This is a genomic window from Ornithinimicrobium carbonis, from assembly GCF_050703245.1.
Lineage (GTDB): Bacteria > Actinomycetota > Actinomycetes > Actinomycetales > Dermatophilaceae > Ornithinicoccus.
This window is the reverse complement of record NZ_CP192647.1, coordinates 2,492,153-2,514,426: the sequence shown is the minus strand read 5'-3', so window position 1 is coordinate 2,514,426 and position 22,274 is coordinate 2,492,153. Positions and strand designations below refer to the sequence as shown.

22 protein-coding genes and 2 pseudogenes are annotated in these 22,274 nt (G+C 75.5%); 16 read left to right on the top strand and 8 right to left on the bottom strand.

Features of this window, described 5'->3' with window-relative positions; genetic code table 11:
* The 4 genes and pseudogenes from dhaL to ptsP all read left to right on the top strand — a co-directional run bounded on the left by dhaL (position 1) and on the right by ptsP (position 3,255).
* Positions 1–651 (top strand): dihydroxyacetone kinase subunit DhaL, encoded by a 651-nt coding sequence (gene dhaL / locus ACQ95T_RS12585; RefSeq protein WP_431472980.1) that lies wholly within the window; start codon positions 1–3, stop codon positions 649–651.
* Positions 648–1,217 (top strand): dihydroxyacetone kinase phosphoryl donor subunit DhaM, encoded by a 570-nt coding sequence (gene dhaM / locus ACQ95T_RS12580; protein ID WP_431472979.1) that lies wholly within the window; start codon positions 648–650, stop codon positions 1,215–1,217. The genes dhaL and dhaM overlap by 4 nt, the downstream gene beginning before the upstream one ends.
* A 39-nt stretch (positions 1,218–1,256) precedes the next feature.
* A pseudogene (locus tag ACQ95T_RS12575) lies at positions 1,257–1,388 on the top strand (hypothetical protein); the annotation flags it as partial.
* A 148-nt stretch (positions 1,389–1,536) separates the two neighbouring features.
* The gene (gene ptsP, locus ACQ95T_RS12570) at positions 1,537–3,255 is read left to right on the top strand and encodes a phosphoenolpyruvate--protein phosphotransferase (RefSeq protein ID WP_431472978.1); all 1,719 of its coding nucleotides are present in this window, start codon (positions 1,537–1,539) and stop codon (positions 3,253–3,255) included.
* Here the strand turns inward: ptsP and ACQ95T_RS12565 are convergent.
* Complete coding sequence (locus ACQ95T_RS12565) at positions 3,221–3,856, bottom strand: alpha-ketoglutarate-dependent dioxygenase AlkB (RefSeq protein WP_425941087.1); 636 nt, start codon at positions 3,854–3,856, stop codon at positions 3,221–3,223. The genes ptsP and ACQ95T_RS12565 overlap by 35 nt on opposite strands.
* Before the next feature lie 102 nt (positions 3,857–3,958).
* Here ACQ95T_RS12565 and recO point away from each other — a divergent pair, with 102 nt between their 5' ends.
* Together recO and ACQ95T_RS12555 are read left to right on the top strand one after the other, a co-directional pair.
* Positions 3,959–4,690 carry a DNA repair protein RecO gene (gene recO / locus ACQ95T_RS12560; protein ID WP_425941085.1) on the top strand — a complete coding sequence of 244 codons (732 nt, stop codon included), beginning with the start codon at positions 3,959–3,961 and terminating at the stop codon, positions 4,688–4,690.
* 2 nt (positions 4,691–4,692) lie between these two features.
* Entirely contained in the window at positions 4,693–5,484 is a 792-nt protein-coding gene (locus tag ACQ95T_RS12555; RefSeq protein ID WP_425941083.1) for an isoprenyl transferase, read from the top strand.
* Between the two features lie 22 nt (positions 5,485–5,506).
* On the opposite strand, the gene ACQ95T_RS12550 is transcribed toward ACQ95T_RS12555, so the two are convergent.
* The 5 genes from ACQ95T_RS12550 to ACQ95T_RS12530 all read right to left on the bottom strand — a co-directional run bounded on the left by ACQ95T_RS12550 (position 5,507) and on the right by ACQ95T_RS12530 (position 9,157).
* Positions 5,507–5,905: a Fur family transcriptional regulator gene (locus tag ACQ95T_RS12550; protein WP_425941081.1), complete on the bottom strand. Its 399-nt coding sequence runs from the start codon at positions 5,903–5,905 to the stop codon at positions 5,507–5,509.
* Positions 5,902–6,942 carry a metal ABC transporter permease gene (locus tag ACQ95T_RS12545; protein ID WP_425941080.1) on the bottom strand — a complete coding sequence of 347 codons (1,041 nt, stop codon included), beginning with the start codon at positions 6,940–6,942 and terminating at the stop codon, positions 5,902–5,904. The genes ACQ95T_RS12550 and ACQ95T_RS12545 overlap by 4 nt, the downstream gene beginning before the upstream one ends.
* A complete protein-coding gene (locus ACQ95T_RS12540; protein WP_425941078.1) occupies positions 6,939–7,670 on the bottom strand; it encodes a metal ABC transporter ATP-binding protein in 732 nt (243 codons plus the stop codon). Before ACQ95T_RS12540 ends, ACQ95T_RS12545 begins: the two co-directional genes overlap by 4 nt.
* Entirely contained in the window at positions 7,667–8,728 is a 1,062-nt protein-coding gene (locus ACQ95T_RS12535) for a metal ABC transporter substrate-binding protein (RefSeq protein WP_425941076.1), read from the bottom strand. Before ACQ95T_RS12535 ends, ACQ95T_RS12540 begins: the two co-directional genes overlap by 4 nt.
* Before the next feature lie 69 nt (positions 8,729–8,797).
* The gene (locus ACQ95T_RS12530) at positions 8,798–9,157 is read right to left on the bottom strand and encodes a DUF6703 family protein (protein ID WP_425941074.1); all 360 of its coding nucleotides are present in this window, start codon (positions 9,155–9,157) and stop codon (positions 8,798–8,800) included.
* Between the two features lie 63 nt (positions 9,158–9,220).
* Here ACQ95T_RS12530 and ACQ95T_RS12525 point away from each other — a divergent pair, with 63 nt between their 5' ends.
* Positions 9,221–10,630: a glycine--tRNA ligase gene (locus ACQ95T_RS12525; protein ID WP_431472977.1), complete on the top strand. Its 1,410-nt coding sequence runs from the start codon at positions 9,221–9,223 to the stop codon at positions 10,628–10,630.
* Position 10,631: 1 nt separating this feature from the next.
* Here the strand turns inward: ACQ95T_RS12525 and ACQ95T_RS12520 are convergent, their stop codons facing one another.
* Positions 10,632–11,333: a LysE/ArgO family amino acid transporter gene (locus ACQ95T_RS12520; protein ID WP_425941070.1), complete on the bottom strand. Its 702-nt coding sequence runs from the start codon at positions 11,331–11,333 to the stop codon at positions 10,632–10,634.
* Here ACQ95T_RS12520 and ACQ95T_RS12515 point away from each other — a divergent pair.
* The 4 genes from ACQ95T_RS12515 (at position 11,332) to ACQ95T_RS12500 (ending at position 17,071) form a co-directional block, all read left to right on the top strand.
* On the top strand, positions 11,332–11,880 hold the full coding sequence (locus tag ACQ95T_RS12515; protein ID WP_425941068.1) for a type 1 glutamine amidotransferase domain-containing protein: 549 nt from the start codon (positions 11,332–11,334) through the stop codon (positions 11,878–11,880). The two genes, ACQ95T_RS12520 and ACQ95T_RS12515, sit on opposite strands and share 2 nt — an antisense overlap.
* A 152-nt stretch (positions 11,881–12,032) precedes the next feature.
* Positions 12,033–13,349, top strand: a complete 1,317-nt coding sequence (gene dusB, locus ACQ95T_RS12510; RefSeq protein ID WP_425941066.1) for a tRNA dihydrouridine synthase DusB — start codon at positions 12,033–12,035, stop codon at positions 13,347–13,349.
* Positions 13,350–13,446: 97 nt separating this feature from the next.
* On the top strand, positions 13,447–14,160 hold the full coding sequence (locus tag ACQ95T_RS12505) for a response regulator (RefSeq protein ID WP_425941064.1): 714 nt from the start codon (positions 13,447–13,449) through the stop codon (positions 14,158–14,160).
* Between the two features lie 19 nt (positions 14,161–14,179).
* Positions 14,180–17,071 (top strand): DUF4153 domain-containing protein, encoded by a 2,892-nt coding sequence (locus ACQ95T_RS12500; protein ID WP_431472976.1) that lies wholly within the window; start codon positions 14,180–14,182, stop codon positions 17,069–17,071.
* A 9-nt stretch (positions 17,072–17,080) separates the two neighbouring features.
* Here ACQ95T_RS12500 and ACQ95T_RS12495 read toward each other — a convergent pair whose 3' ends face one another.
* Positions 17,081–17,956: a sulfurtransferase gene (locus ACQ95T_RS12495; RefSeq protein WP_425941060.1), complete on the bottom strand. Its 876-nt coding sequence runs from the start codon at positions 17,954–17,956 to the stop codon at positions 17,081–17,083.
* Positions 17,957–18,036: 80 nt separating this feature from the next.
* Between ACQ95T_RS12495 and ACQ95T_RS12490 the strand changes: the two genes are divergently transcribed.
* The 5 genes and pseudogenes from ACQ95T_RS12490 to ACQ95T_RS12470 all read left to right on the top strand — a co-directional run bounded on the left by ACQ95T_RS12490 (position 18,037) and on the right by ACQ95T_RS12470 (position 22,268).
* Positions 18,037–18,303, top strand: a complete 267-nt coding sequence (locus ACQ95T_RS12490) for a DUF2277 domain-containing protein (protein WP_425941058.1) — start codon at positions 18,037–18,039, stop codon at positions 18,301–18,303.
* Positions 18,296–18,847, top strand: coding sequence for a hypothetical protein (locus ACQ95T_RS12485; protein WP_425941056.1), 552 nt, complete (start codon positions 18,296–18,298; stop codon positions 18,845–18,847). The genes ACQ95T_RS12490 and ACQ95T_RS12485 overlap by 8 nt, the downstream gene beginning before the upstream one ends.
* Positions 18,848–18,879: 32 nt before the next feature.
* Positions 18,880–20,144: pseudogene (locus tag ACQ95T_RS12480) on the top strand (deoxyguanosinetriphosphate triphosphohydrolase).
* A gap of 1 nt (position 20,145) precedes the next feature.
* Positions 20,146–21,168, top strand: a complete 1,023-nt coding sequence (locus tag ACQ95T_RS12475) for an NAD(P)H-dependent flavin oxidoreductase (protein ID WP_425941052.1) — start codon at positions 20,146–20,148, stop codon at positions 21,166–21,168.
* Positions 21,165–22,268 carry a hypothetical protein gene (locus ACQ95T_RS12470; RefSeq protein ID WP_425941050.1) on the top strand — a complete coding sequence of 368 codons (1,104 nt, stop codon included), beginning with the start codon at positions 21,165–21,167 and terminating at the stop codon, positions 22,266–22,268. Before ACQ95T_RS12475 ends, ACQ95T_RS12470 begins: the two co-directional genes overlap by 4 nt.
* The last annotated feature ends 6 nt before the right edge of the window (positions 22,269–22,274 follow it).

Here is a 22,274-nt window from a genome sequence, read left to right as displayed (position 1 = left end):
ATGGCAGACCTGAAGTCCTTCCAGCGGTGGATCGCGGAGGCCGCCGCCGACCTGATCGAGCAGGCGGACCACCTCACCGAGCTCGACCGCGCCATCGGTGACGGCGACCACGGGACGAACATGGCGCGGGGGTTCGGCCGGTGCGCCGAGCTGGCCGAGCACGAGGAGTTCGGAGGCATCGACGCATACCTGAAGAAGGTCGGGATGACCCTCGTCGGCACCGTGGGGGGAGCCTCGGGCCCGCTGTACGGCACCTTCTTCCTGCGGATGGCCGGACCGCTGTCGGCGACCGCCGACGCCGGCGTCTTCGAGGTGGGTCAGGGTCTGCGGGCCGGGGTGGAGGGGATCGTGGCCCGCGGCAAGGCCGAGGCCGGGGACAAGACGATGTATGACGCGTTCGCACCTGCCCGGGGGAACGGCCGTGGCGGCGTTCACCGCCGCAGCGGGCGACGGGGGGGCCCTCCCCGTCTGCCTGGAGGCGGCCGCGGCCGCGGGCGAGGAGGGCGGGACGCGACGCTGCCGCTGGTCGCCCGCAAGGGGCGGGCCTCCTACCTGGGTGAGCGCAGCGCCGGACACCTCGACCCCGGTGCCGCGAGCGCCGCGATCCTTCTGCGCTCGGCCGCGCGGGCGCTGGGCGCGGACGCCCGTTGATCTCCCTGGTCGTCGTCTCCCACAGCCGCACCCTCGCGGAGGCCGCGGTCGAGCTGGCGACGCAGATGCTCCACGGCCCGGGTCGGCCCCACGTCGAGGTCGCGGCCGGCCTGGACGACGGGCGGCTGGGGTCGGACGCCGCGGACGTGGCCCGGGCGCTCGCGCGGTCGGACGCGGCCAGCGACGGCGCAGGGGTGCTGGTCCTGCTGGACCTGGGCAGCGCCGTCCTCTCGGCCGAGATGGCCCTGGAACTGCTCGACCCGGCCGTGGCCGGGCGGGTCCGGCTCAGCGACGCCCCGCTCGTGGAGGGCCTGCTCGCGGCGGTGGTGACGGCCGCGGGCGGCGGCGGGCTCGAGGCCTGCGCCCGGGAGGCCGCGGCCGGCCTGCGGGCCAAGAGCCAGCACCTCGGCGCGGGGGCACCCGGGGTGGTCGCAGGAGCGGCAGCACCCGCCGGGCCCCCCGGGGTGGCGTCCCCGGAGGGGACGGCGGGTCCGCGGCCGGGGGTGACGGCACGCCCTCGGCGCCGGCCAGGACGGCACCCACGGCGTCCGTCGAGCTGGCCGTGACCGCCGAGCACGGGCTGCACGCCCGCCCGGCCGCCCGGTCTGGTCTCCTGCGCCGCCCGCCACGCTCCGACGACCACCGTCCGTCTGCGCAACCTGACGGTCGGCCGGGGGCCGGTGGACGCGCTGTCCCTGTCTGCGGTGGCCACCCTGGACGCCCAGCAGGGGCACGTGCTGCTGGCCGAGGCCGACGGACCGTCGGCGCAGGAGGTGCTCGCCGAGCTGGAGGAGCTGGCGCTGCGCGGGTTCGGGGACGAGCCCGGCCCGCCGAGCCGCTCTCGGACGTCGAGGTCCCGGTGCCGGCCGTCTCCTCCGAGCCGGGGTGGCCGGGTCGGGGCTGGAGGCCGCGGTCGGCCCCTCGCTGCGCCTGCACCCCGTCCTGGAGTCCGTCGAGGACCACGCGGGGACCGTGGCGGAGGAGCACCAGCGGCTCCACGAGGCGGTCGCCGGGGTGCTGGAGCGCCTCGCCGAGCTCGCGGACCGCGCCCGGCGGCACCTGGGTCAGGGCGAGGCCGAGGTCTTCGAGGCGCACGCGACGCTGCTGCGGGATCCCCGGATCACCGGTGCCGCCCACGCCCGGATCGAGGCGGGCGAGCCGGCGGCGGCCGCCTGGGCGGCCTCGATCGAGAGGGCCGCCGGGGCCTTCGCCGACCTCGCCGACCCCTACCAGCGCGAGCGGGGCCAGGACGTGCACAGCGTCGGGGACCGGGTGGTCCGCCTGCTGCTGGGCGCGGACGAGCCGGGCAGCACCGCGCACGGGATCCTGGTCGTCGACGAGCTCGACCCCGCCCTCGCGATCTCCCTGGACGCCTCCCGGGTGCAGGGGGTCCTCACGCGCCGGGGAGGAACGACCGGGCACGGGGTGCTCATCGCCACCGCGAGGGGGGTTCCGGTCCTCACGGGGGTGGGTGACCGGGCCGACGTGCCCGACGGCACCGTGGTGGCCTTCGACGCGCGCAGCGGCGACCTGGTCGTCGACCCCGAGCCCGCGCTGCGCCAGGCGTTCGAGCGGATGGTCGACGACCGGCGGCGAGAACGGGAGCGGGCGCTGCGGCACGCGCTCTCGCCCGCCGTGACGACCGACGGGGTCCGGGTGCGCGTCAAGGCCAACGTCTCCTCCCTCGCGGTGGCCCGCCTGGGAGCCGCCCTGGGGGCCGAGGGGTCCGGGCTGGTCCGGACCGAGGCCGTCTTCGCCCAGTGGCGGCAGGCGCCGTCGGTGGCCCAGCAGGTCGAGGTCTACGCCGCCATGGCCCGCGTCTACCACCCCCACCCGGTGACGATCCGCACGTGGGACGTCGGCGGGGACAAGCCGCTGCCGTTCCACCCCGTCGCCCCCGAGCAGAACCCCTTCCTCGGTGTGCGGGGGCTGCGCGCCTTCGCCGAGGACCCCTCGCTCCTGCTCGACCAGCTGCAGGCGATCTGCACCGTGGCGGTGGACCACCCGGTGGCGGTGCTCTTCCCCATGGTCACGACCATCCAGGACGTGCGCTGGGCCCAGGAGCAGCTGGGCCGCGCCGCCGCGCGGGCGGGTCTGGAGGCACCGCCCCCCGGACTGCAGGTGGGCATCATGGTCGAGGTGCCGGCCGCCGCGCTCGGCATCGCCCGGTTGGCGCAGGGGCTGGACCTGGTCTCGATCGGCAGCAACGACCTCGTGCAGTACACGTTGGCCACGGAGCGCGGGAACCCCCGCCTGGCCGCGTGGTCGGACGCCCTGGACCCGGCCGTGCTCTCGCTCGTGCGGACGGTGGCCGACGGCGCCCCGGACGGGGTGCGGGTGGGCCTGTGCGGTGCGATGGCCGGCGACCCGGACCTGGCCGGCCTGCTCGTCGGGCTCGGGGTGCACGAGCTCAGCGCCTCCGCTGCCGCGGTCCCCCTCGTCAAGCAGCGGCTGCGCACGGGCAGCGCCGCCCAGTTCGTCGAGCTGGCCGACCAGGCCCTGGCCTGCGCCGACGGAGCCGCGGTCCGGGCGCTGGTGCAGGCCTCCCTGCCGACACCCACCGTGCGGCTCAGCGGACCCCTCGCGGCCGGAACTGCACGCTGATCCTCGGGCCGACGGGCTGGGTGGTCTTGGGGACGCAGTGGTCCCAGGTGCGCTGGCAGGCGCCGCCCATGACGAGCAGGTCGCCGTGCCCCAGGACGAACCGGGTGCTCGGTCCACCGCCCCGGGGACGCAGCAGCAGCGCCCGTGGGGCGCCCAGGCTGACGATCGCCACCATCGTGTCCGCGGCCGAGCTGCGACCGTGGCGGTCGCCGTGCCACGCCACGCTGTCGCGACCGTCGCGGTAGAGGCACATCCCGGCCGTGACGAAGGGTTCGCCCAGCTCCTGCCGATAGTGGGACCCGAGCTCCTCCCGGGCGCCGGTGAGGACCGGGTCGGGCAGCGGCTCGCCCTCGCGGTAGAACCGGAGCAGCCGGGGTGTCTGCACCTCGCGCTCCCACATCTGGCGCCGCTCGCCGCGCCACTCGACCCCGGCGGACCCGCCCAGGGTCAGCCGGGTGAACAGCTCGTCCGAGCCGGTCACCCAGCCCGGCCGCAGGTCGACCCAGGCGGTCGCGTCGAGGGTGGTCCGGTGCACCGCCCCCGCGAGGGGGCGCAGTCCGACCTCGTCGACCTGGTCGAGCAGGGAGCCCTGGAGCATCATGGTCTGAGTAGAACAAATGTTCGATCATCACGCAACAGCGGAGGGGGCGCCGCGCGTCGCGGCCTCCCTCCACGAGCGGCCCGCGTGGGGGATGATGGGGCCATGCCCACCTACCGAGAGGCCGCGGTCGTCCTGCGGACCTACAAGCTCGGGGAGGCCGACCGCATCGTCATCCTGCTGACCCGGGGCAGGGGCAAGGTGCGGGCGGTGGCCAAGGGGGTGCGGCGCACCAGGAGCAGGTTCGGGGCCCGGCTGGAGCCGGGGATGGTCGTGGACGTGCAGTGCTACGAGGGGCGCACCCTCGACACCGTGACCCAGGCTGACGGCCTGGCCGCCTACGGGGAGGCGATCGCCCGGGACTACCCGGCGTGGACGGCCGCCCACGTGATGCTCGAGACGTGCGAGCAGCTGACCGAGGAGGGGCAGGTGGCCACCCAGCACTTCCGTCTGCTCGCCGGCGGGCTGTCCGCACTCGCCGCGGGGGAGCACGAGCCGCGGATGGTGCTGGACTCCTACCTGGTCCGAGCCCTGGCCATCGGCGGCTGGCGGGCCAGCTTCGTCGACTGCGCCCGCTGCGGCATGAGCGGCCCGCACCGCGCCTTCCACGTCCCCTCCGGCGGGGCGGTGTGCCCCGTCTGCCGACCGCCAGGGTCCACCGCACCGGCGCCGGAGACCCTGGAGCTGCTGGGGGCCCTGCTCACCGGCGACTGGCAGGTCGCCGCGCACAGCCAGAGCCGGCACCGCGCCGAGGCCAGCGGCCTCGTGGCCGCCTACCTGCAGTGGCACCTGGAGCGGGGCGTGCGCTCCCTGCGCCACCTCGAGAGGATCCGCTGACCGTGGTCACCCGCCCGCACGGGCCCGTCCCGCCCGACCCCCACCCCACCGGGGCGCGTCCCCCGGACGTGCCGCGCGAGCTGGTGCCGCGCCACGTGGCCATCGTCATGGACGGCAACGGCCGCTGGGCCAACCAGCGGGGGCTGCGGCGCACCGAGGGTCACGAGGCGGGGGAGGCGTCGCTGCTGGACGTCATCGCCGGCGGCATCGAGATCGGGGTCGGGTGCATCAGCGCCTACGCCTTCTCCACCGAGAACTGGCGGCGCAGCCCCGACGAGGTGCGCTTCCTCATGGGGTTCAACCGCGACGTCATCCACCGGCGGCGCGACCAGCTGGACTCCTGGGGCGTGCGGGTGGTGTGGTCGGGCCGCACCCCGCGGCTGTGGAGGTCGGTCGTCAACGAGCTGCAGGACGCCGAGCGCCGCACCCGGGACAACGACGTCATCACGCTGAACTTCTGCGTCAACTACGGGGGGCGGGCCGAGATCGCCGACGCCGTCCGCCGGATCGGCGAGGACGTGCGGGCGGGGAAGCTCTCGCCCCGGGGGATCGACGAGCGCACGGTCGGGCGCTACCTCTACCACCCCGAGGTGCCCGACGTGGACCTGTTCCTGCGCAGCTCGGGGGAGCAGCGCACGTCCAACTTCCTGCTCTGGCAGAGCGCCTACGCCGAGATGGTCTTCCAGGACGTGCTCTGGCCCGACTACGACCGGCGGGACCTGTGGCGCGCGATCGAGGAGTATGCCGCCCGCGACCGCCGCTACGGGGGAGCGGTCGACCGGGCCTCGAGCTGACCCCTGCGCCGGGCGACCGCGGTCAGGTGCCGGCGCAGCTGCCGCAGGTGCCGAACACCTCCAGCGTGTGCTCCACGTCGGAGAAGCCGTGCTCGGCGGCCACGGCGTCGGTCCACAGCTCCACGGCGGGCCCCTCGATCTCCACGGTCCGGCCGCACTCCCGGCAGACCAGGTGGTGGTGGTGGCCCGTCGAGCACCGCCGGTAGACGGCCTCGCCGTCGTCGGTGCGGATCATGTCCACCTCGCCGCTGGCGGCCAGCGCCGTGAGGGTGCGGTAGACGGTGGCCAGCCCGACCCGTTCGCCGGAGTCGCGCAGCCGGGCGTGCAGGTCCTGGGCGCTGGTGAAGTCCTCGCCCGCACCGAGCTGCTCGACCACCGCCGCCTGCTGACGGGTGGGCCTGCGCCTGGAGGTCGTGCTCACCGGACCACCTCGTGCTCCTCGATGCCGGGTCCCCCGGGGCGGCCGTGGTCCCGGCCCCGTTCCTGGCCGTGGTCGCCCGCGTGCTCGTCGTAGTGCCCCTCGTGGGCGGCGTGCCGGTGACCGTCGTGGAGGTAGTCGACGTGGTCGCCGTGCAGGACGGCCTCGTGCCCGCACCCCGGCCCGTGCTCGTGCAGGTGGCGCTCGGCGTGCCGGTGACGACGGGCGGCGAGCTGGCGACGGGCGGCACCGGCGAGCGTGGTCAGCACGAAGAGCCCGATGGCCAGCAGGACGATCGTGCCCCCGGCCGCGGTGTCCGCGTGGTAGGAGGTGACCACCCCGCCCACGGAGGCGGTGATGCCCAGTCCCACGGCCCAGGCCCCGGCGGCGCGGAAGCTGCCGGCCACCTGCTGGGCCGCCGCGTTCGGCACGACCATGAGAGCGCTGATGAGCAGCAGCCCGACGACGCGCATCGCCACGACGACGGTCACGGCGGTCAGCACCGCCAGCAGGATGTTGAGCCCGAGCACGGGCAGGCCGCTGGCGCGGGCGTACTCCTCGTCGCCGGCCACCGCGAAGAAGCGCAGCCGCAGGACCAGCGTCACGCCCACGATCACGGCGGAGAGGACCGCGAAGACCGCGAGGTCGGAGCGGGTGGTCGTGGTGATCGCCCCGAACAGGTAGCCGGTGAGGCTGCCGGTCTGGGCGCCCTCGGCGCGGTTGATGATGACCACGCCCGCGGCGATGCCGCCGTAGAACATGATCGCCAGGGCGACGTCGCCGGAGGCCCGCCCCCGGGCGCGCACCAGCTCGATGGCCACCCCCGCCGCGACGGCCGCCACCATCGCCGCCCACACCGGGCTCTGCTGGGTGGCCACGCCCACGGCGACGCCGGCCAGGGCCACGTGCCCGATCCCGTCGCCGACGAGGGAGAGCCGGCGCTGGACGAGGAAGATGCCCACCAGGGGGGCGGCCAGGCCCACGAGCAGGGCCGCCAGCAGGGCGTTGCGCATGAACTCCAGCTCCAGCATCGCGCTCACGCCACCCACCCCCTGCCCGCGGTGCGCGCGAGGCCGGACTGGTGCTCGGCATACCCCGACGGGTCGCCGTCGAAGGTGAGCCGCCCGGCGTCCACCTCGACGATGCGGTCGACGACGCCGCGCAGCGCGCTCAGCTCGTGGGTGACCACGAGCATGGTCGTGCCAGCCTCGCCGAGGCGCTGCAGGACCCCGGCGAGGACCGCCTGGCTGGCGACGTCGACCCCGGCCGTGGGCTCGTCCATGACGAGCACCTCCGGCCCCGCGACCAGGGCCCGGGCGATGAGCACGCGGCGCTGCTGGCCCCCGGAGAGGGTCTCCACCTCGAACCGGGCCCGGTCGGCCAGCCCCACGGTCTCCAGCGCCTCCTGGACCGCGATCCGGTCCGCCCGGGTGGCCGGGCGCCACCACGGCCGGCCCGCCAGCAGGCCGGTGGAGACCACCTCGGTGACCGTGGCGCGCACCCCGCCGGTGAGGGTATGACGCTGGGGCACGTACCCGATCCGGGTGCGCTCGCGGAGCCGGTCCAGGGGGGAGCCGAGCACGGTGACTTCACCGGAGAGGTGGTCGGCCAGGCCCAGCAGACCCTTGACGAGGGTGCTCTTGCCCGCCCCGTTGGGCCCCAGGAAGGCCAGCACCTCGCCGGACCCCACCGTCAGGTCGACATCGGAGACCACGGGGCGGCCGTCGTAGCCGAAGGTGGCCCGGTGCAGCGCCAGGACGGTGCTCACGAGCAGCCCTGCCCCTCGCGCAGCGTCTCCAGGTTGGCCAGCATGATGCTCTCGTAGTCCTCTCCCACGGACCCCTCCCCGATCCCGTCCGCGGGATCGAGCACGAGCACCCGGGTGCCGGTCTCCTGCGCGACGGTGCGGGCGATCGCCTCGGGCAGGAGGGGCTCGGTGTAGACCGCCCCGACCCCCAGCTCGCGGACCAGCTCGGTCACCTCGGCCAGCCGGGCGGGGGAGGGCTCGGACTCCGGGCTCACGCCGGTGATCCCCACGACGTGCAGGTCGTAGCGCGCGCCCAGGTAGCCGAACGCCTCGTGGGTGGTCACCACGTCCCTGCTCTCGCAGGTGGCCAGGCCCTCGGCCAGCCGGGCGTCGAGGTCGCTCATGACGTCCGAGAAGGCCTGACCGTTGACTGCGTAGTCGTCGGCGTGGGCCGGGTCGAGCCTGGCGAGCTCGGCGACCACCGCCTGCGCGACGTCGTCGTAGCGCTGCGGGTCGAGCCAGAAGTGAGGGTCCTCCGTGCCGTGGTCGTGGCTGTCGTCGGTGTCGCCGTCCGCGTGCTCGGCCTGCCCCTCGTCCTCCCCGTGGTCGGTGTCGTCGACCGGCTCACCCGCGTGCTCGGCGTGCTCCTGCTCGCTCTCGTCGAGCAGGATCAGGTCCGCGGCCGGCACCACGTCGAGGCTGTGGTCGGGAGCCTGCTGCTGCACTGCGGCGTCCACCGCCGCCTGCATGCCGTCCTGGTAGACGACGAGGTCGGCCTCGCCCAGGCCGGCCACCTGCCGCGGCGTGAGCTCCACGTCGTGGGGGTCGATGCCGGGGGCGGTGAGCGTGGACACCTCGACGTGCTCGCCGCCGACCGTGCGGACGAGGTGCTCCAGGGGGTAGAAGGCCGCGACGACCTGCAGGGGGGTGCCGCCGTCGGTCACCTCCGCGGCGTCGGGCGCGCCGTCCGTCGCCGGGGCGTCCGCGGGTCCGTCCGCCGGTCCGCCGGCGGGGCCGCAGGCGGCCAGCAGCACGGCCAGGGGCAGCAGGGTCGCGGCGGTCCGCGCTCGCAGGGTCATGCCACCGAGAATGACCGAGAATGAGAATGATTGTCAATTCAGGGTCTCGTGCGGGGACCGGCGGGTCGGTCAGGCGCGGGGGACCAGCTGGGTCACGGTGACGACCGCGAAGAGCAGCAGGACGGTGCCCCGCATGAGCCGCTCCACGGTGGTCAGGCGCGGCCAGGAGAGGTAGAGCAGCCACAGGATGAAGGCGAGCGCGAGCCCGACGAGCACCCAGCCCACCACGCCGCCGAGGAAGCCGCCGAGGAGCATGGTGGCGAGCAGGACGAGGAAGGGCAGCCACACCGGCAGCCGCGCCAGGCGGGTCAGGGCGGGCAGGGAGCGCTGCTCCACGGCATACCGGAGGCGGCCCGGGCCCGGCTCCTCCCGAGGGGCTGCGGAGGGGTGCTCGGGACGGGGCTGGGACGGGCGGGACGCGTCGGACACCCCACCAGCCTAAGTCCCGTGGAGGGTCCGGCCGGGCCGGGGCAGGACCGTACACTGGCGCCCATGTCGCAGACCTCCACCGTCGATCTCGTCGTCTCCCTCGCCAAGCGCCGTGGCTTCGTGTTCCCGTGCGGGGAGATCTACGGCGGGACCAGGTCGGCCTGGGACTACGGACCGCTCGGGGTGGCGCTGAAGGAGAACATCAAGCGCCAGTGGTGGCGCGCCATGGTGCAGACGCGCGAGGACGTGGTCGGCCTGGACTCCTCGATCATCCTGCCCCGGCAGACGTGGGTGGCCTCCGGGCACGTGGGCGAGTTCTCCGACCCGCTGACCGAGTGCCAGTCCTGCCACAAGCGGTTCCGGGTGGACCACATGCAGGAGGCGGTCGCGGGAAAGAAGAACAGGAAGGCACGGCCGGGCGAGGAGATCGACCCCGACGAGGTGCCCCTGTCGGAGATCACCTGCCCCAGCTGCGGCAACAAGGCCTGGACCGAGCCGCGCGAGTTCAACATGATGCTCAAGACCCACCTCGGCCCGGTCGAGGACGAGTCCGGCCTGCACTACCTGCGCCCCGAGACCGCGCAGGGCATCTTCGTCAACTTCGCCAACGTCATGGGGGCCTCGCGCAAGAAGCCACCGTTCGGCATCGCCCAGACCGGCAAGAGCTTCCGCAACGAGATCACCCCGGGCAACTTCATCTTCCGCACCCGTGAGTTCGAGCAGATGGAGATGGAGTTCTTCGTCAAGCCGGGCGAGGACGAGGAGTGGCACCAGTACTGGATCGAGGAGCGGACCCGCTGGTACACCGACCTGGGCATCGCCCCGGAGAACCTGCGGCACTTCGAGCACCCGGCCGACAAGCTGTCCCACTACTCCAAGCGCACCGTCGACATCGAGTACCGGTTCAACTTCACCGGCTCGGAGTGGGGAGAGCTGGAGGGGATCGCCAACCGGACCGACTTCGACCTGAGCACCCACAGCCAGCACTCGGGGCAGGACCTGTCCTACTTCGAGCAGGCCACCGGCGAGCGGTGGACGCCCTACGTCATCGAGCCGGCGGCCGGCCTGTCCCGCTCGCTGATGACCTTCCTCGTGGACGCCTACACCGAGGACGAGGCGCCCAACGCCAAGGGCGGGGTGGACAAGCGGACGGTGCTGCGGCTCGACCCGCGCCTGGCGCCGATGAAGGTGGCCGTCCTGCCGCTGTCGCGCAACGCCGACCTGACGCCGAAGGCCAAGGACCTGGCGGCGCGCCTGCGGCAGCACTGGATGGTCGACTTCGACGACGCGGGGGCGATCGGCCGGCGCTACCGCCGCCAGGACGAGATCGGCACGCCGTTCTGCGTGACGGTCGACTTCGACACCCTCGACGACCAGGCGGTGACGATCCGGGAGCGGGACTCCATGTCCCAGGAGCGGGTCGCCCTCGACCAGGTCGAGGGCTTCCTGGCCCAGCGTCTGGTCGGTTGCTGACTCAGCCGCCGAGCACCAGCCCGACGCCGAGGGAGACCATGACCACGGCGATGAGCGCGTCGAGCACCTGCCAGGAGCGCGGCCGCGCGAACAGTGGCTGCAGCCGGCCGCTGCCGTAGCCCAGCGCGGCGAACCAGGTGACGCTGGCCACCACCAGCCCGGCGTAGTACCACCACCGGCCCTGGAGGCCGTGGCTGTTGGCGATCGCCCCGAGGATGACCATGTCCAGGTACAGGTGCGGGTTGAGCCAGGTCAGGGCGGCCATCGTGGCCAGGGCCGGGCCCAGTCCGCGGTCGACGGTCCGCGCCGCCCGCAGGGACTCCTCGGCCCGCAGCGCGCGGCGGGCGGCGAGCAGGCCGTAGCCGACGAGGAAGGCCCCACCGCCCCACCGGGCCACCTGCAGGAAGGGCGGCCAGGCCTCGACGACGGCGCCGATCCCCAGCACGGCGGCCAGGATGAGGACAGCGTCGGACAGGGCGCACAGCGCCACCAGCGGACCCACGTGGCGACGGACGATCCCCTGCCGCAGCAGGTAGGCGTTCTGTGCACCGACCGCGGCGATCAGCGCCCATCCGGTGAGCAGCCCGGAGAGGACGAGGGAGACCGGCACCGCCACAGGGTATGCCGTGCACGTGCGACCGGCGCGGACGCGGCATACCGTGGACGGGACCGAGCGACCCCCGAGCACGAGGAGGATCCCCATGGCAGAACTGGACGGACGCACGATCGCGTTCCTGGCGACCGACGGCTTCGAGGACAGCGAGCTGACCTCGCCCTGGGACGCGGTGACGGAGGCCGGCGCCCGCGCGGTGCTGGTGTCCTCCGAGGACGGCACGATCACCGGCAAGAAGGGGCACGAGGCGGGCGTGGACCAGACCACCGGGGGCAGCGACCCGTCCGCGTTCGACGCCCTGGTGCTGCCCGGCGGCGTCGTGAACGCCGACCACATCCGCATGGACGAGGACGCGGTGGCCTTCGCCCGGCACTTCTTCGAGGCGGGCAAGCCGGTCGGGGTCATCTGCCACGGCGCCTGGATCCTGGCCGACGCGGACGTGCTGACGGGCCGCACGCTCACCTCCTACGCCAGCCTGCGGACCGACCTGCGCAACGCCGGGGCCACCTGGGTCGACGAGGAGGTCCACGTGGACCAGGGCCTGGTCTCCAGCCGCACGCCCGAGGACCTGCCGGCGTTCAACGCCAAGATCGTCGAGGAGTTCGCCGAGGGGCGGCACGAGAGTCAGCAGGCCTGATCGGACCGCTCACCCCGGGGCGCGCCCGGCCATCCGGTGGTGGCCGGGCGCGCCGCGTCGTCCTCCCGGTGGTGGCCGGGCGCGCCGCGTCGCCCCCCGCTCCCGGCGTCCTGCGGGAGCACGCCGCCCGGGATGGGACAATCGGACACGCCATGACGCTCACCTCCACGACCGCCCCGCCCTCCCAGGAGTCCTTTGTCGCCCCGGGCGGCCCGCTCCTGCCGCCCCTGCAGATCGGACCGCACCGGATCCAGGCCCCGGTCGTGCTCGCGCCGATGGCCGGGATCACCAACCGGGCGTTCCGACAGCTGTGCCGCGAGTACGGCGAGCAGGGGCTGGCGCACGCGGACGGGACCCGTGCCCCCGACCGCGCACCGGGGGCCGACGACGCCGGCGGGGCAGCAGGTGCCGCGGGAGGGGCCGAGGCCGGAGGCGCCGGGTGCCTCTACGTCAGCGAGATGATCACCAGCCGCGCGCTCGTCGAGCGCACCCCGATCTCGATGAAGCTCATCGAGCACGGCCCGGGGGAGGACCCGCGCTCGGTCCAGCTCTACGGGGTGGACCCCGCGACGGTGGGCGCCGCGGTGCGCATGCTCGTGGACGAGGACCGCGCCGACCACGTCGACCTCAACTTCGGCTGTCCGGTCCCCAAGGTGACGCGCAAGGGGGGCGGCTCGGCCCTGCCCTGGAAGACCGACCTGTTCCGCGGGATCGTGAGGGCGGCCGTCCGCGAGGCCTCCCCGGCGGGGATCCCGGTCACGGTCAAGATGCGGGTGGGGATCGACGCCGAGCACGAGACCTTCCTGGACGCCGGCCGCATCGCCGAGCAGGAAGGAGTGGCCGCGGTGGCGCTGCACGCCCGCACCGCCGCACAGGCCTACTCCGGGCAGGCCGACTGGGACCGCATCGCCGAGCTCAAGCAGGCGGTGCGCACCATCCCCGTGCTGGGCAACGGCGACATCTGGTCGGCCGACGACGCGGTGGCCATGGTGGAGCACACCGGCTGCGACGGGGTCGTCGTGGGGCGCGGCTGCCTGGGACGGCCCTGGCTGTTCACCGACCTGGCCGCCGCGTTCGCCGGCTCCCACGTGCGGGTGGTGCCCGACCTGCGGGAGGTGACCCGGGTGCTGCGACGGCACGCCGAGCTGCTGGTGGAGTTCCACCAGGACGAGGCCCGCGGCTGCCGGGACATCCGCAAGCACATCGCCTGGTACTTCAAGGGCTTCGCCGTCGGCGGCGACCTGCGCCACCAGCTGGGCCTCGTGGACTCCCTCGCGGCGCTGGACCGGCTCGTGGACACCCTGGACCTGGACCAGCCGTGGCCCGGGGAGGCGGCCGAGGGCCAGCGCGGGCGGGCCGGGTCGGCCCGGGTCGTCGCCCTGCCGGACCGCTGGCTGGAGTCCCGTGAGCTGGACGCCGCGCAGGCCGCCTCCGTGGCCCAGGCCGAGCTCTCGGTGTCCGGGGGCTGACCCGGGGACGGGCGGCCCGACGGCACGGGGGGCCTCTTCACACGATCTGCACACGTCATACCCCCGCCGCCCACGCCGGCCCTCCTAGCCTGGGGACATGCCCACCCAGCCCCCCGCCCCGGACGCGCCGCTCGTGCTCGTCGTCGAGGACGACCCGACGATCAACCAGGCCCTCGCCGACCGGCTGCGGGCGGACGGCCTGAGGGTGCAGCAGGTCCACGACGGCCCGGCGGCGCTCGAGGCCTGCGAGGGGACCACCCCCGACCTGGTGCTGCTCGACGTGATGCTGCCGGGGATGGACGGGCTGGAGGTGTGCCGCCGCATCCAGGCCGCACGTCCGGTGCCCGTCCTCATGCTCACCGCCCGCGCCGAGGAGACGGACGTGCTCGTGGGGCTGGGGGTGGGGGCCGACGACTACCTGACCAAGCCCTTCCGGATGCGCGAGGTGGTCGCCCGGGTGCGGGCGCTCCTGCGGCGGGTGGAACGGGCCCGGGCGCTCGCGGTCGACCCGCCCCCGGTCCTGCGCCGGGGCGACCTCGTCCTGGACCGCGGTGGCCGGCGCGTCCTCCTGCACGGGCACGAGGTGCACCTGACGCCCCTGGAGTTCGAGCTGCTGGCGACCCTGGCCCTGTCACCGGGGACGGTCCATCCGCGGGCCGAGCTGATGGAGCAGGTGTGGGGCTGGGCCGACGCGCGCGGCACCCGCACGCTGGACAGCCACGTGAAGTCCCTGCGCGCCAAGATCGGCGCTGCCCGCGTCCGCACCGTCCACGGGGTGGGCTACGCCCTGGAGGTCGACCATGCCGGCTGATCGGACGGGAGGTCCGGCGGTGGCCGGGGCCGACGAGGCGTCGGCCGCGGTGGACGGGGCCGGCGCGACGTCGGCCGCGGCGGACGGCCCCCCGGGTCCGTTGGCCGGGGTCGGGTCGGTCCGGGCCAAGATCGGGCTGCTCGTGGCCGGCAGCATCCTGGCGGCGGTCGTCGTGCTCGAGGCCGGCCGGGGTGCCGGCGTGCCGGCCTGGCTGACCCTGCCGGTCACCCTCGCCGTGGCCCTGGTGGTCACGCAGTGGATGGCGCGCGGCATGACGGTGCCGCTGCGTGAGATGACCCGGGCCGCGGACCGGATGGCGGCGGGCGACTACCGCTCGGTGGTCCGGTCCGCCGGCCGGGACGAGGTCGCCCGGCTCGCGGAGGCGTTCACCCGGATGGGGGCCGACCTGGACCGGGCGGACACCACCCGCCGCCAGCTGCTGGAGACGGTCTCGCACGAGCTGCGCACCCCGCTCGCCGCCCAACGTGCCCTGCTGGAGAACCTCGTCGACGGCGTGGTGCAGCCCGACGACGCCGCTCTGCAGAACGCCCTCGCGCAGGCGGAGCGGCTCAGCGACCTGGTCGCCGACCTGCTCGACCTGAGCCGGCTCGAGTCGGGGGGGGCGGTGCCCCTGAAGCTCACCCCGACGACCGTGGCGGACCTGGTGGGCTCGGCCGTCGCCGAGGCGCAGGTGGGGGCGCGGCCGGTGGTCCACCGCACGGCCGTGACCCCGGCGGACCTGCAGGTGCAGGTCGACCCGGCCCGTCTCTCCCAGGTCGTCGGCAACCTGCTGGACAACGCCGCCCGCCACTCGCCGGCCGGGGGGACGGTGACGGTGCGTGCCTCCGGTCCGGGAGCTGTCGGATGGTCGGCCGTGCCCGACGGGTCGGCCGTGCCCGACGGGTCGGCCGTGCCCGACGGGTCGGCCGTGCCCGACGGGTCGGCCGTGCCCGACGCGTCCGACGGGCCGGCGGACGCGGTGGCTGCGGGCCACTGGCGGCTGGAGGTGCTGGACGAGGGTCCCGGCATCCCGCCCGGGCGGACCGAGGCCGTGTTCACGCGGTACGGCAGGGGTGACGACGAGGGCGGGGGCACCGGTCTCGGGCTGGCCATCGCCCGCTGGATCTGCGAGCTGCACGGCGGGTCGGTCTCGGCCCACCCCCGTCCGGACGGCCGCCCCGGTGCCTGCCTGCGGGTCGACCTGCCCGTGCAACCCGTCGTCGCCGTTCCGCGCCGCGACGTCCCGGCCGGCGGGCGGGAGGCGGCCGACCCCTCGGCGGTGCCCGTCCGGTCCACCGGCTCCTCCGCCTCGTCGGTCTCGTCGGCCTCGTCGGCCCAGGCGGTCTCGACACCCGGGGCTTCGCCGGTGGGCCCTGCAGGTCCCGCCGTCACGGACGCCCATGCGGTCGACGCGCTGTTCGGGACGGCCTGGCCGGGGGAGCGGGTGCGCAGCGCGCCCGCGCAGCTGGTGGGGGCGGTCGCCGTGGGGGCCCTCGCCGCCCTGGTGCTGCCCGAGCACGACCTCGGCCTGGGGCTGCTGCTGGTGCTCCTGTCCGGTGGCGCGCTCGTGCTGTGGTCCTCGGTCCGACGGGGCACGGCCTGGACGGTCCTCAGCGCCGGGCTCAGCGTGGCGCTGGGCTCCCTGGTCGTCCTGCGGGCGGCCGAGTGGCTGCCGGTCCTGGTCCTCCTCGTCGTCGGGGTGCTCGTCACCACGGCGCTCACCGGTGCCGAGCGGCTCCTGCCGGTGCTCCTGGGCCCGCCGGCCTGGGTGCTCTCGGCCGTGCGGGGACTTCCCCTGCTCCAGCGGACCCTCGCCACCACCCGCGGCCACCGGCTGCTGTGGCCCGTCGTGCGCACCGTCGTGCTGTCGGCGACGGCCCTGGTGGTCTTCGGCGGGCTCTTCGCCTCCGGGGACGCCGTCTTCGGCGCCTGGGTGGACCGGCTGCTGCCCGACGTCGACCTCGCGCTGGCCGACACCCTGGTCATGCGGGCCTTCCTCTGGTTCTTCGTCGCCGGCGTCGTGCTGGCCGCCACCTACCTCGCGCTCAACCCGCCGCCGGTGGAGCGGGCCAACGCCCCGGCACCGCGGCGGGTGACCCGCCCCTGGGAGTGGGCCGTCCCCGTCGGCGTCGTCGTGGCGGTCCTGCTCGGCTTCCTCGTCGCCCAGGCCAGCGCGATGTGGGGAGGTCACGACTTCGTCCGGCGCAGCACCGGGCTGACCTACGCGGAGTACGTGCACCAGGGCTTCGCCCAGCTCACCGTGGCGACCGCCCTCACCCTGCTGACGATCGCGCTCGCCGTCCGCGTGGCGCCCAGGAGCACCCCGGCCGACCGGCTCCTGCTGCGCCTCCTCCTCGGCACGCTGAGCCTGCTCACCCTCGTCGTCGTCGCCTCCGCCCTGTTCCGGATGTCGGTCTACCAGCAGGCCTATGGCTACACGGTGACCCGCGTGCTCGTCGACCTCTTCGAGCTGTGGCTGGGCCTGCTGGTCGTGATGGTCATGGTCGCCGGGATCAGGCTCTCCGGCCGCTGGGTCCCGCGGGCCGCGCTGGTCTCGGGCGCCGCGATGCTGCTCGTGCTGGGGCTGGCCGACCCCGAGGCCAGGGTCGCGGAAGCCAACATCGGGCGCTACGAGCAGACCGGGCGGCTGGACCTGGCCTACCTGGCCACGCTGGGCCCGGACGCCACCCCGGTCGTCGCCGACCGGCTGCCCGCGGACCTGGCCGCGTGCGTTCTGGCGAACCAGCGCAGCGGGTCCGTCTCCGAGACAGGCACCGGCACCGAGGGGGTGTGGGGCTGGAACCTGGGTCGCGCCCGGGCGGCGTCCGCCGTCGCGGCGGCCGACCCGGTCGACCTTGCGCCGGAGGAGGCCTCGAGCTGCCCGGTGGTGCTCGGCGAGGAGGGTCCGTGACCGGTGGCCTCAGGCCACCGGGCGGTCCGGGTCGCTGATCCAGTCGCTCCAGGACCCGACGTAGACCAGCGGCGGCACCGGTCCCACGCCCGCAGCCTCCAGGGCGAGGGCGACGTGGGCGGCCTGCACGCCGGAACCGCAGTAGACCGCGGCCGGTGCGTCCGGGTCGGCCCCCGCCTGCTCCACGAGGGCCTGCAGCGCGTCCGTCGGCAGGAAGGTGCCGTCCTCGGACAGCAGCGAGAGGGCCGGCAGGCTGAGCGCCCCGGGGACGTGCCCGGCCACCGGGTCGACCGTCTCGTTGCGGCCGTGGTAGCGGTCGGCGGGGCGGGCGTCCAGCAGCTGCCCGTCGGCGGCCAGCCAGCGGCGCACCCCGTCGGCGTCGAGGAGCCCGTCCCCACCGGCGCCCAGGACGACGTCGCCCGTCCCGACCTCGACCGGTCCCGGCTCGACGGCGTGGCCGGCCTCCTGCCACGCGTGCAGCCCGCCGTCGAGCACCCGGACGTCCTCGACCCCGTAGTGGCGCAGCACCCACCAGGCCCGGGCGGCCCCCAGCGAGGTCCGCGCGTCGTAGGCCACGACCGCCCCTCCCCGTGGCACGCCCGCGGCGCGGAGCGCCTCCTGCACGCGCTCCCGGGCGGGCAGGGGGTGGCGCCCGCCGCGGCCGTCGGGAGCCACCGGGTCCGACAGCGCGGTCTCCAGGTCCAGGAAGGCGGCCCCGGGCAGGTGCGCCTGGAGGTAGGCGGAGCGGTTGGCCTCCGCGCCGGCACCCAGGCTCCACCGCACGTCCAGCAGGGACAGGTCCGCGCCGGCGGCCAGCTCGGCGGCCAGCTCGTCGGCACCGACGAGCGGGGACCGGGAGGTCGGGGCGGGGGAGTGGGCGCTCATGACCCCATGCTGCCACCGGGCCTCCTGCGGGGTCCGCGGACCCCTGCCCGGGGAGAGGCCGCCGTGGGACAGTGGACGGCATGTGCCGCAACATCCGCCCGCTGTTCAACTTCGAGCCGCCGGCGACCGACGAGGAGGTCCGTGCCGCCGCCCTGCAGTACGTCCGCAAGGTCGCCGGCGCCCCCCGCCCGTCCCGGGCCAACGAGCAGGCCTACGACTCCGCCGTCGAGGCGGTGGCCCGGGCGACCCGTGAGCTGCTGGAGTCGCTGGTCACCACCGCGCCGCCGAAGGACCGCGACGCCGAGGCGGAGAAGGCCCGGGCACGGGCCAGGGCCCGGTATGCCTGAGGACCCCGGCTCCCCGGCGGGGACCTCGGCCCTGACGGGGGAACGGTCCGGCGACCTGCTGCGCCACGCCCTCAACTGGGTCAACCTGTCCACCCCCCTCGGGCTGGCGGTCGCCCGTGCCGGGGGTGCCCGGGTCCGGCGGGGCCCGCGCCGCTGCTTCCTGGCCGACCACTACCGGTGGCGGTTCCCGGCCGCGGGCGCGTTCACGGTCGGCGACGTGGTCATCAGCCGGCACGACCTCGACCGGCTGGCGGAGCGACGGCCCGGGCTCCTGGATCACGAGCTGGTCCACAGCGCCCAGTGGGCGGCCTGCGGAGGACTGCCCTTCCTGCCCCTCTACGTCGCCTCGATGGGATGGTCGTGGGTGCGCACGGGCGACCGGGCCGCCCGCAGCGTCTTCGAGCGGCACGCGGGGCTGGCCGCGGGCGGCTACCGGGACGTGCCCGTGCGCCCGGTCGGCACGGTGCTGGCCTCCGCGCTGGGCCGCCGACGCGGGGGGCCGTCCCCCGCCCACCCCCGGCCGCCCGGCGCCCTCCCGGCCTAGGACCGGCCCGCCCCACCGCATACGCTCGCCCCGTGGACGAGAGCGCGCAGGCCGCGGCGGGCTACACCGCCGCCGACCGGGAGCGGTGGGTCGCCGAGGATCCCGCGCAGAAGCGGGCCGACCGGCACGACTTCGCGCGCGACCGTGCCCGCGTCGTGCACTCCGCGGCGCTGCGCCGGCTGGCGGCGACCACCCAGGTGGTCCAGCCCACCAGCGACGACTTCGTCCGCAACCGGCTCACCCACTCCTTGGAGGTCGCCCAGATCGGTCGTGAGTTCGGCGCGGCCCTCGGTTGCGACGCGGACGTGGTGGACACCGCCTGCCTCGCGCACGACATCGGGCACCCGCCGTTCGGGCACAACGGCGAGGCGGTGCTCGACGAGCTCGCCGCGGACGTCGGCGGGTTCGAGGGCAACGCGCAGACCCTGCGCGTGCTCACCCGGCTGGAGGCCAAGCGGTCGCACCCCGACGGGCGACCCGCCGGGCTCAACCTCACGCGCGCCAGCCTCGACGCCGTCGTCAAGTACCCCTGGCACCGGGGGGAGGAGGGCACCGCCAAGTTCGGGGTCTACGCCGACGACACCCCGGTCTTCGACTGGCTGCGCACCGACGCTCCCACCGACCGCCCCCGCCGTCGCTGCCTGGAGGCCCAGGTGATGGACTGGTCGGACGACGTGGCCTACTGCGTCCACGACGTCGAGGACGCGATCGCCTCGGGACGGGTGGACCCCCGGGCGCTGCGCTCGCGGGAGGTGCAGACCGAGGTCGCGGCGCTCGCGCACCGCTGGTACGCCCCCGACCTGGACCAGGAGCAGCTCCGGCAGGGCCTGTGCCAGGTGCTGGACAGCGGCTGGGTGCCGCTCCGGCACGACGGGACCCGGGCGGACCTGGCCGTGCTGAAGGACATGACCTCCCGGCTCATCGGCCACTTCGTGCACACCGTGGAGATGGCCACCCGGGACCGTCACGGCGCCGGTCCGCTCCGGCGCTACCAGGCGGACCTGGTCGTGCCCGACCACGTGCGGGCCCAGGCGGCCGGGCTGAAGGCGGTCGCGGCCCACTTCGTCATGCTCAGCGAGGAGCGACGCGTGGTGATGGACACCGAGCGCGAGGTGCTGACCACGCTGCTCGAGCGCTACACCGCCGACCCCGGCCTGCTCGACCCGGTCCACCGGGAGGCCCACGACGCGGCGGCCGACAACGCGCGGCCGCCCGCCGCGCCGTCGTGGACCAGGTGGCCAGCCTCTCCGACGCCCGCGCCCTGGCCGTCCTCGCCCGCTCGACCCTGGAGGTATGACATGACCGTGCTCCCCGACCTCGACGTCCCCGTCGTCGGTGCTCCCATGGCCGGCGGGGTGAGCAGCCCTCTGCTCGTGGCGGCGGTCTGCGACGCCGGCGGCCTGGGGATGCTCGCGGCCGGCTACCGAACCCCCGAGCAGCTGGCCACCGACCTCGTCCACGTGCGCGACCTCACCGACCGGCCGTTCGGGGTCAACCTCTTCGTGCCCCGCCCGGTGGACCGGGCGCGGCACGAGAAGGCCGTCGCCGACTACCGCGCGGCGCTGGCTCCCGAGGCTGCCCGTCTGGGGGTCGAACCGGGGACGCCCTCCTGGGGCGACACCGACCACTGGGCGGACAAGGTCCTGCTCGTGGAGACCTTCCGGCCGGCGGTGGTCTCCTGCACCTTCGGGGTCCCGGACCGCGAGGTCGTGGAGCGCTGGCAGGCCGCGGGCTGCGAGGTGCACGTCACCGCGACCTCGCCGCAGGAGGCGGCGGCGGCGGAGGCGGCCGGGGCCGACGTGCTCGTCCTGCAGGGTCAGGAGGCCGGTGGGCACCGGGGCTTGCACGACCCGGAGGCCGACCCGGTGGCCATCGACCACCTGGGGCTGCTGGAGGTCGTCTCGCCGACCACCACGCTCCCGCTCGTGGCGGCTGGAGGGGTGACCACCCCCGGGGACGTCCGCCGCGCCGTCGCCGCCGGCGCCACCGCCGTCCAGGTGGGGACCGCCCTGCTGTTGGCGACCGAGTCGGGCGCCTCGCGCACCTACCGGGCGGCGCTGCGCGACCCCGGGCTCTCCGAGCGGGTGACCACCCGCGCGTTCAGCGGGCGGGTGGCCGGTGCCCTGCGCAACCGGTTCGTCGACCGGTTCGGGGCGGTCGCGCCGCCGGCCTTCCCGGTGGTCGACCAGGTGAGCCGACCGGTGCGCGCCGCCGCCGCCGCGGCCGGGGACGTCCACGGGATCCACGTGTGGGCGGGCAGCGGGTGGCGGGCCTGCCAGGACCGGCCCGCGGGGGAGATCGTGCAGGACCTGGCGCCGTGAGACCCGACCGGCTCGTCGTCCCGTGGGCCGGGGTGGTCCTCGGCGAGCCGGTCGAGCTCGGCGGGTCGGTCCGCTCCACGGTCCACCGGTGCCGCGTCGTCGAGGGCCCTGCGGCGTGGGGGGAGTCGGTCGTCGTCAAGAGGTTCGTGCCGGCACCGCCCGGGTCGCGCGCGGCCATGGGGTATGAGCGCGAGGTCGCCGGACTGAGCCACCTGCCCGGCGTCCCGGCGCTGCTGGCCAGCGACGACGCCACCCGCACCCTGGTGCTGGAGGACCTCGGGGTGCACCCCACCCTGGCCGACGTCCTGCTGGACCCGCACGCGCAGGACGCCTGGCGGCACACCGTGCGGTGGGCCGCTGCGCTCGGCCGGGCGGTGAGCGCCGATCCCCGGGTGCTCGCCGACGCACGGCTGCGGCTGGGGGAGGCCGGCATCCAGGACCGGCAGGTGCGCCGCGACCAGCCGCGGCAGGGGCTGACCCGGCTGCAGGAGGTCACCGGGCTGCGGGACGTCCGGGCCGCGACCGCCCAGCTGCTCGACGTCGTCGACCGGCTGGAGGGGGACACCGCCAGGCACGTCCTCGGGCCGGGGGACGCCTGCCCGGACAACGCCGTGCTCACGCCGGCCGGGGTCCGGCTGCTCGACCTGGAGGGCACGGGGGTGCGGCACGTGGCCCTGGAGGCCGCCTACGCCGCGGAGCCGTTCAGCACCTGCTGGTGCGTCTTCACCCCGCCGCAGGGACTGACGGACCAGACCCTGTCCGCCTTCACCGCCGCCGCCGAGCCCGCCCTGCCCGGCCTGGCCGCCGACCCCGACTGGCTGCGCCAGGTGCGCTCGGCCGTCGCGTGCTGGGTGCTCGCCGGCACGCTCTGGCTGCTCGACGGGGCGGTGGCCGACCGGACGATGGCACCGGCCGGTCGGCAGGGCCCGGGGTTCCGGGCGCTGCTGCTCGCCCGGTGGGGCTGGGTGGCGCGCGAGTGCTCCGGGGAGCTGCCCGCCGTGGCGGCGGTCTGCGAGGAGGCCGTCGGACGGGGCCGCCGTGCCTGGCGGGAGGGGTCGGCGCTGGACCTGCCGGGGTATCCGGCCTTCCGCGGACGCTGACGCTGA

Excerpts from the sequence above, each read along its gene's own strand:
- dhaL (WP_431472980.1), top strand. The coding sequence starts at position 1 with ATGGCAGACCTGAAGTCCTTCCAGCGGTGGATCGCGGAGGCCGCCGCC.
- ACQ95T_RS12565 (WP_425941087.1), bottom strand. The coding sequence starts at position 3,856 with ATGATGCTCCAGGGCTCCCTGCTCGACCAGGTCGACGAGGTCGGACTG.
- recO (WP_425941085.1), top strand. The coding sequence starts at position 3,959 with ATGCCCACCTACCGAGAGGCCGCGGTCGTCCTGCGGACCTACAAGCTC.
- ACQ95T_RS12535 (WP_425941076.1), bottom strand. The coding sequence starts at position 8,728 with ATGACCCTGCGAGCGCGGACCGCCGCGACCCTGCTGCCCCTGGCCGTG.
- ACQ95T_RS12525 (WP_431472977.1), top strand. The coding sequence starts at position 9,221 with ATGTCGCAGACCTCCACCGTCGATCTCGTCGTCTCCCTCGCCAAGCGC.
- ACQ95T_RS12515 (WP_425941068.1), top strand. The coding sequence starts at position 11,332 with ATGGCAGAACTGGACGGACGCACGATCGCGTTCCTGGCGACCGACGGC.
- ACQ95T_RS12520 (WP_425941070.1), bottom strand. The coding sequence starts at position 11,333 with ATGGGGATCCTCCTCGTGCTCGGGGGTCGCTCGGTCCCGTCCACGGTA.
- dusB (WP_425941066.1), top strand. The coding sequence starts at position 12,033 with ATGACGCTCACCTCCACGACCGCCCCGCCCTCCCAGGAGTCCTTTGTC.
- ACQ95T_RS12505 (WP_425941064.1), top strand. The coding sequence starts at position 13,447 with ATGCCCACCCAGCCCCCCGCCCCGGACGCGCCGCTCGTGCTCGTCGTC.
- ACQ95T_RS12495 (WP_425941060.1), bottom strand. The coding sequence starts at position 17,956 with ATGAGCGCCCACTCCCCCGCCCCGACCTCCCGGTCCCCGCTCGTCGGT.
- ACQ95T_RS12490 (WP_425941058.1), top strand. The coding sequence starts at position 18,037 with ATGTGCCGCAACATCCGCCCGCTGTTCAACTTCGAGCCGCCGGCGACC.
- ACQ95T_RS12485 (WP_425941056.1), top strand. The coding sequence starts at position 18,296 with ATGCCTGAGGACCCCGGCTCCCCGGCGGGGACCTCGGCCCTGACGGGG.
- ACQ95T_RS12475 (WP_425941052.1), top strand. The coding sequence starts at position 20,146 with ATGACCGTGCTCCCCGACCTCGACGTCCCCGTCGTCGGTGCTCCCATG.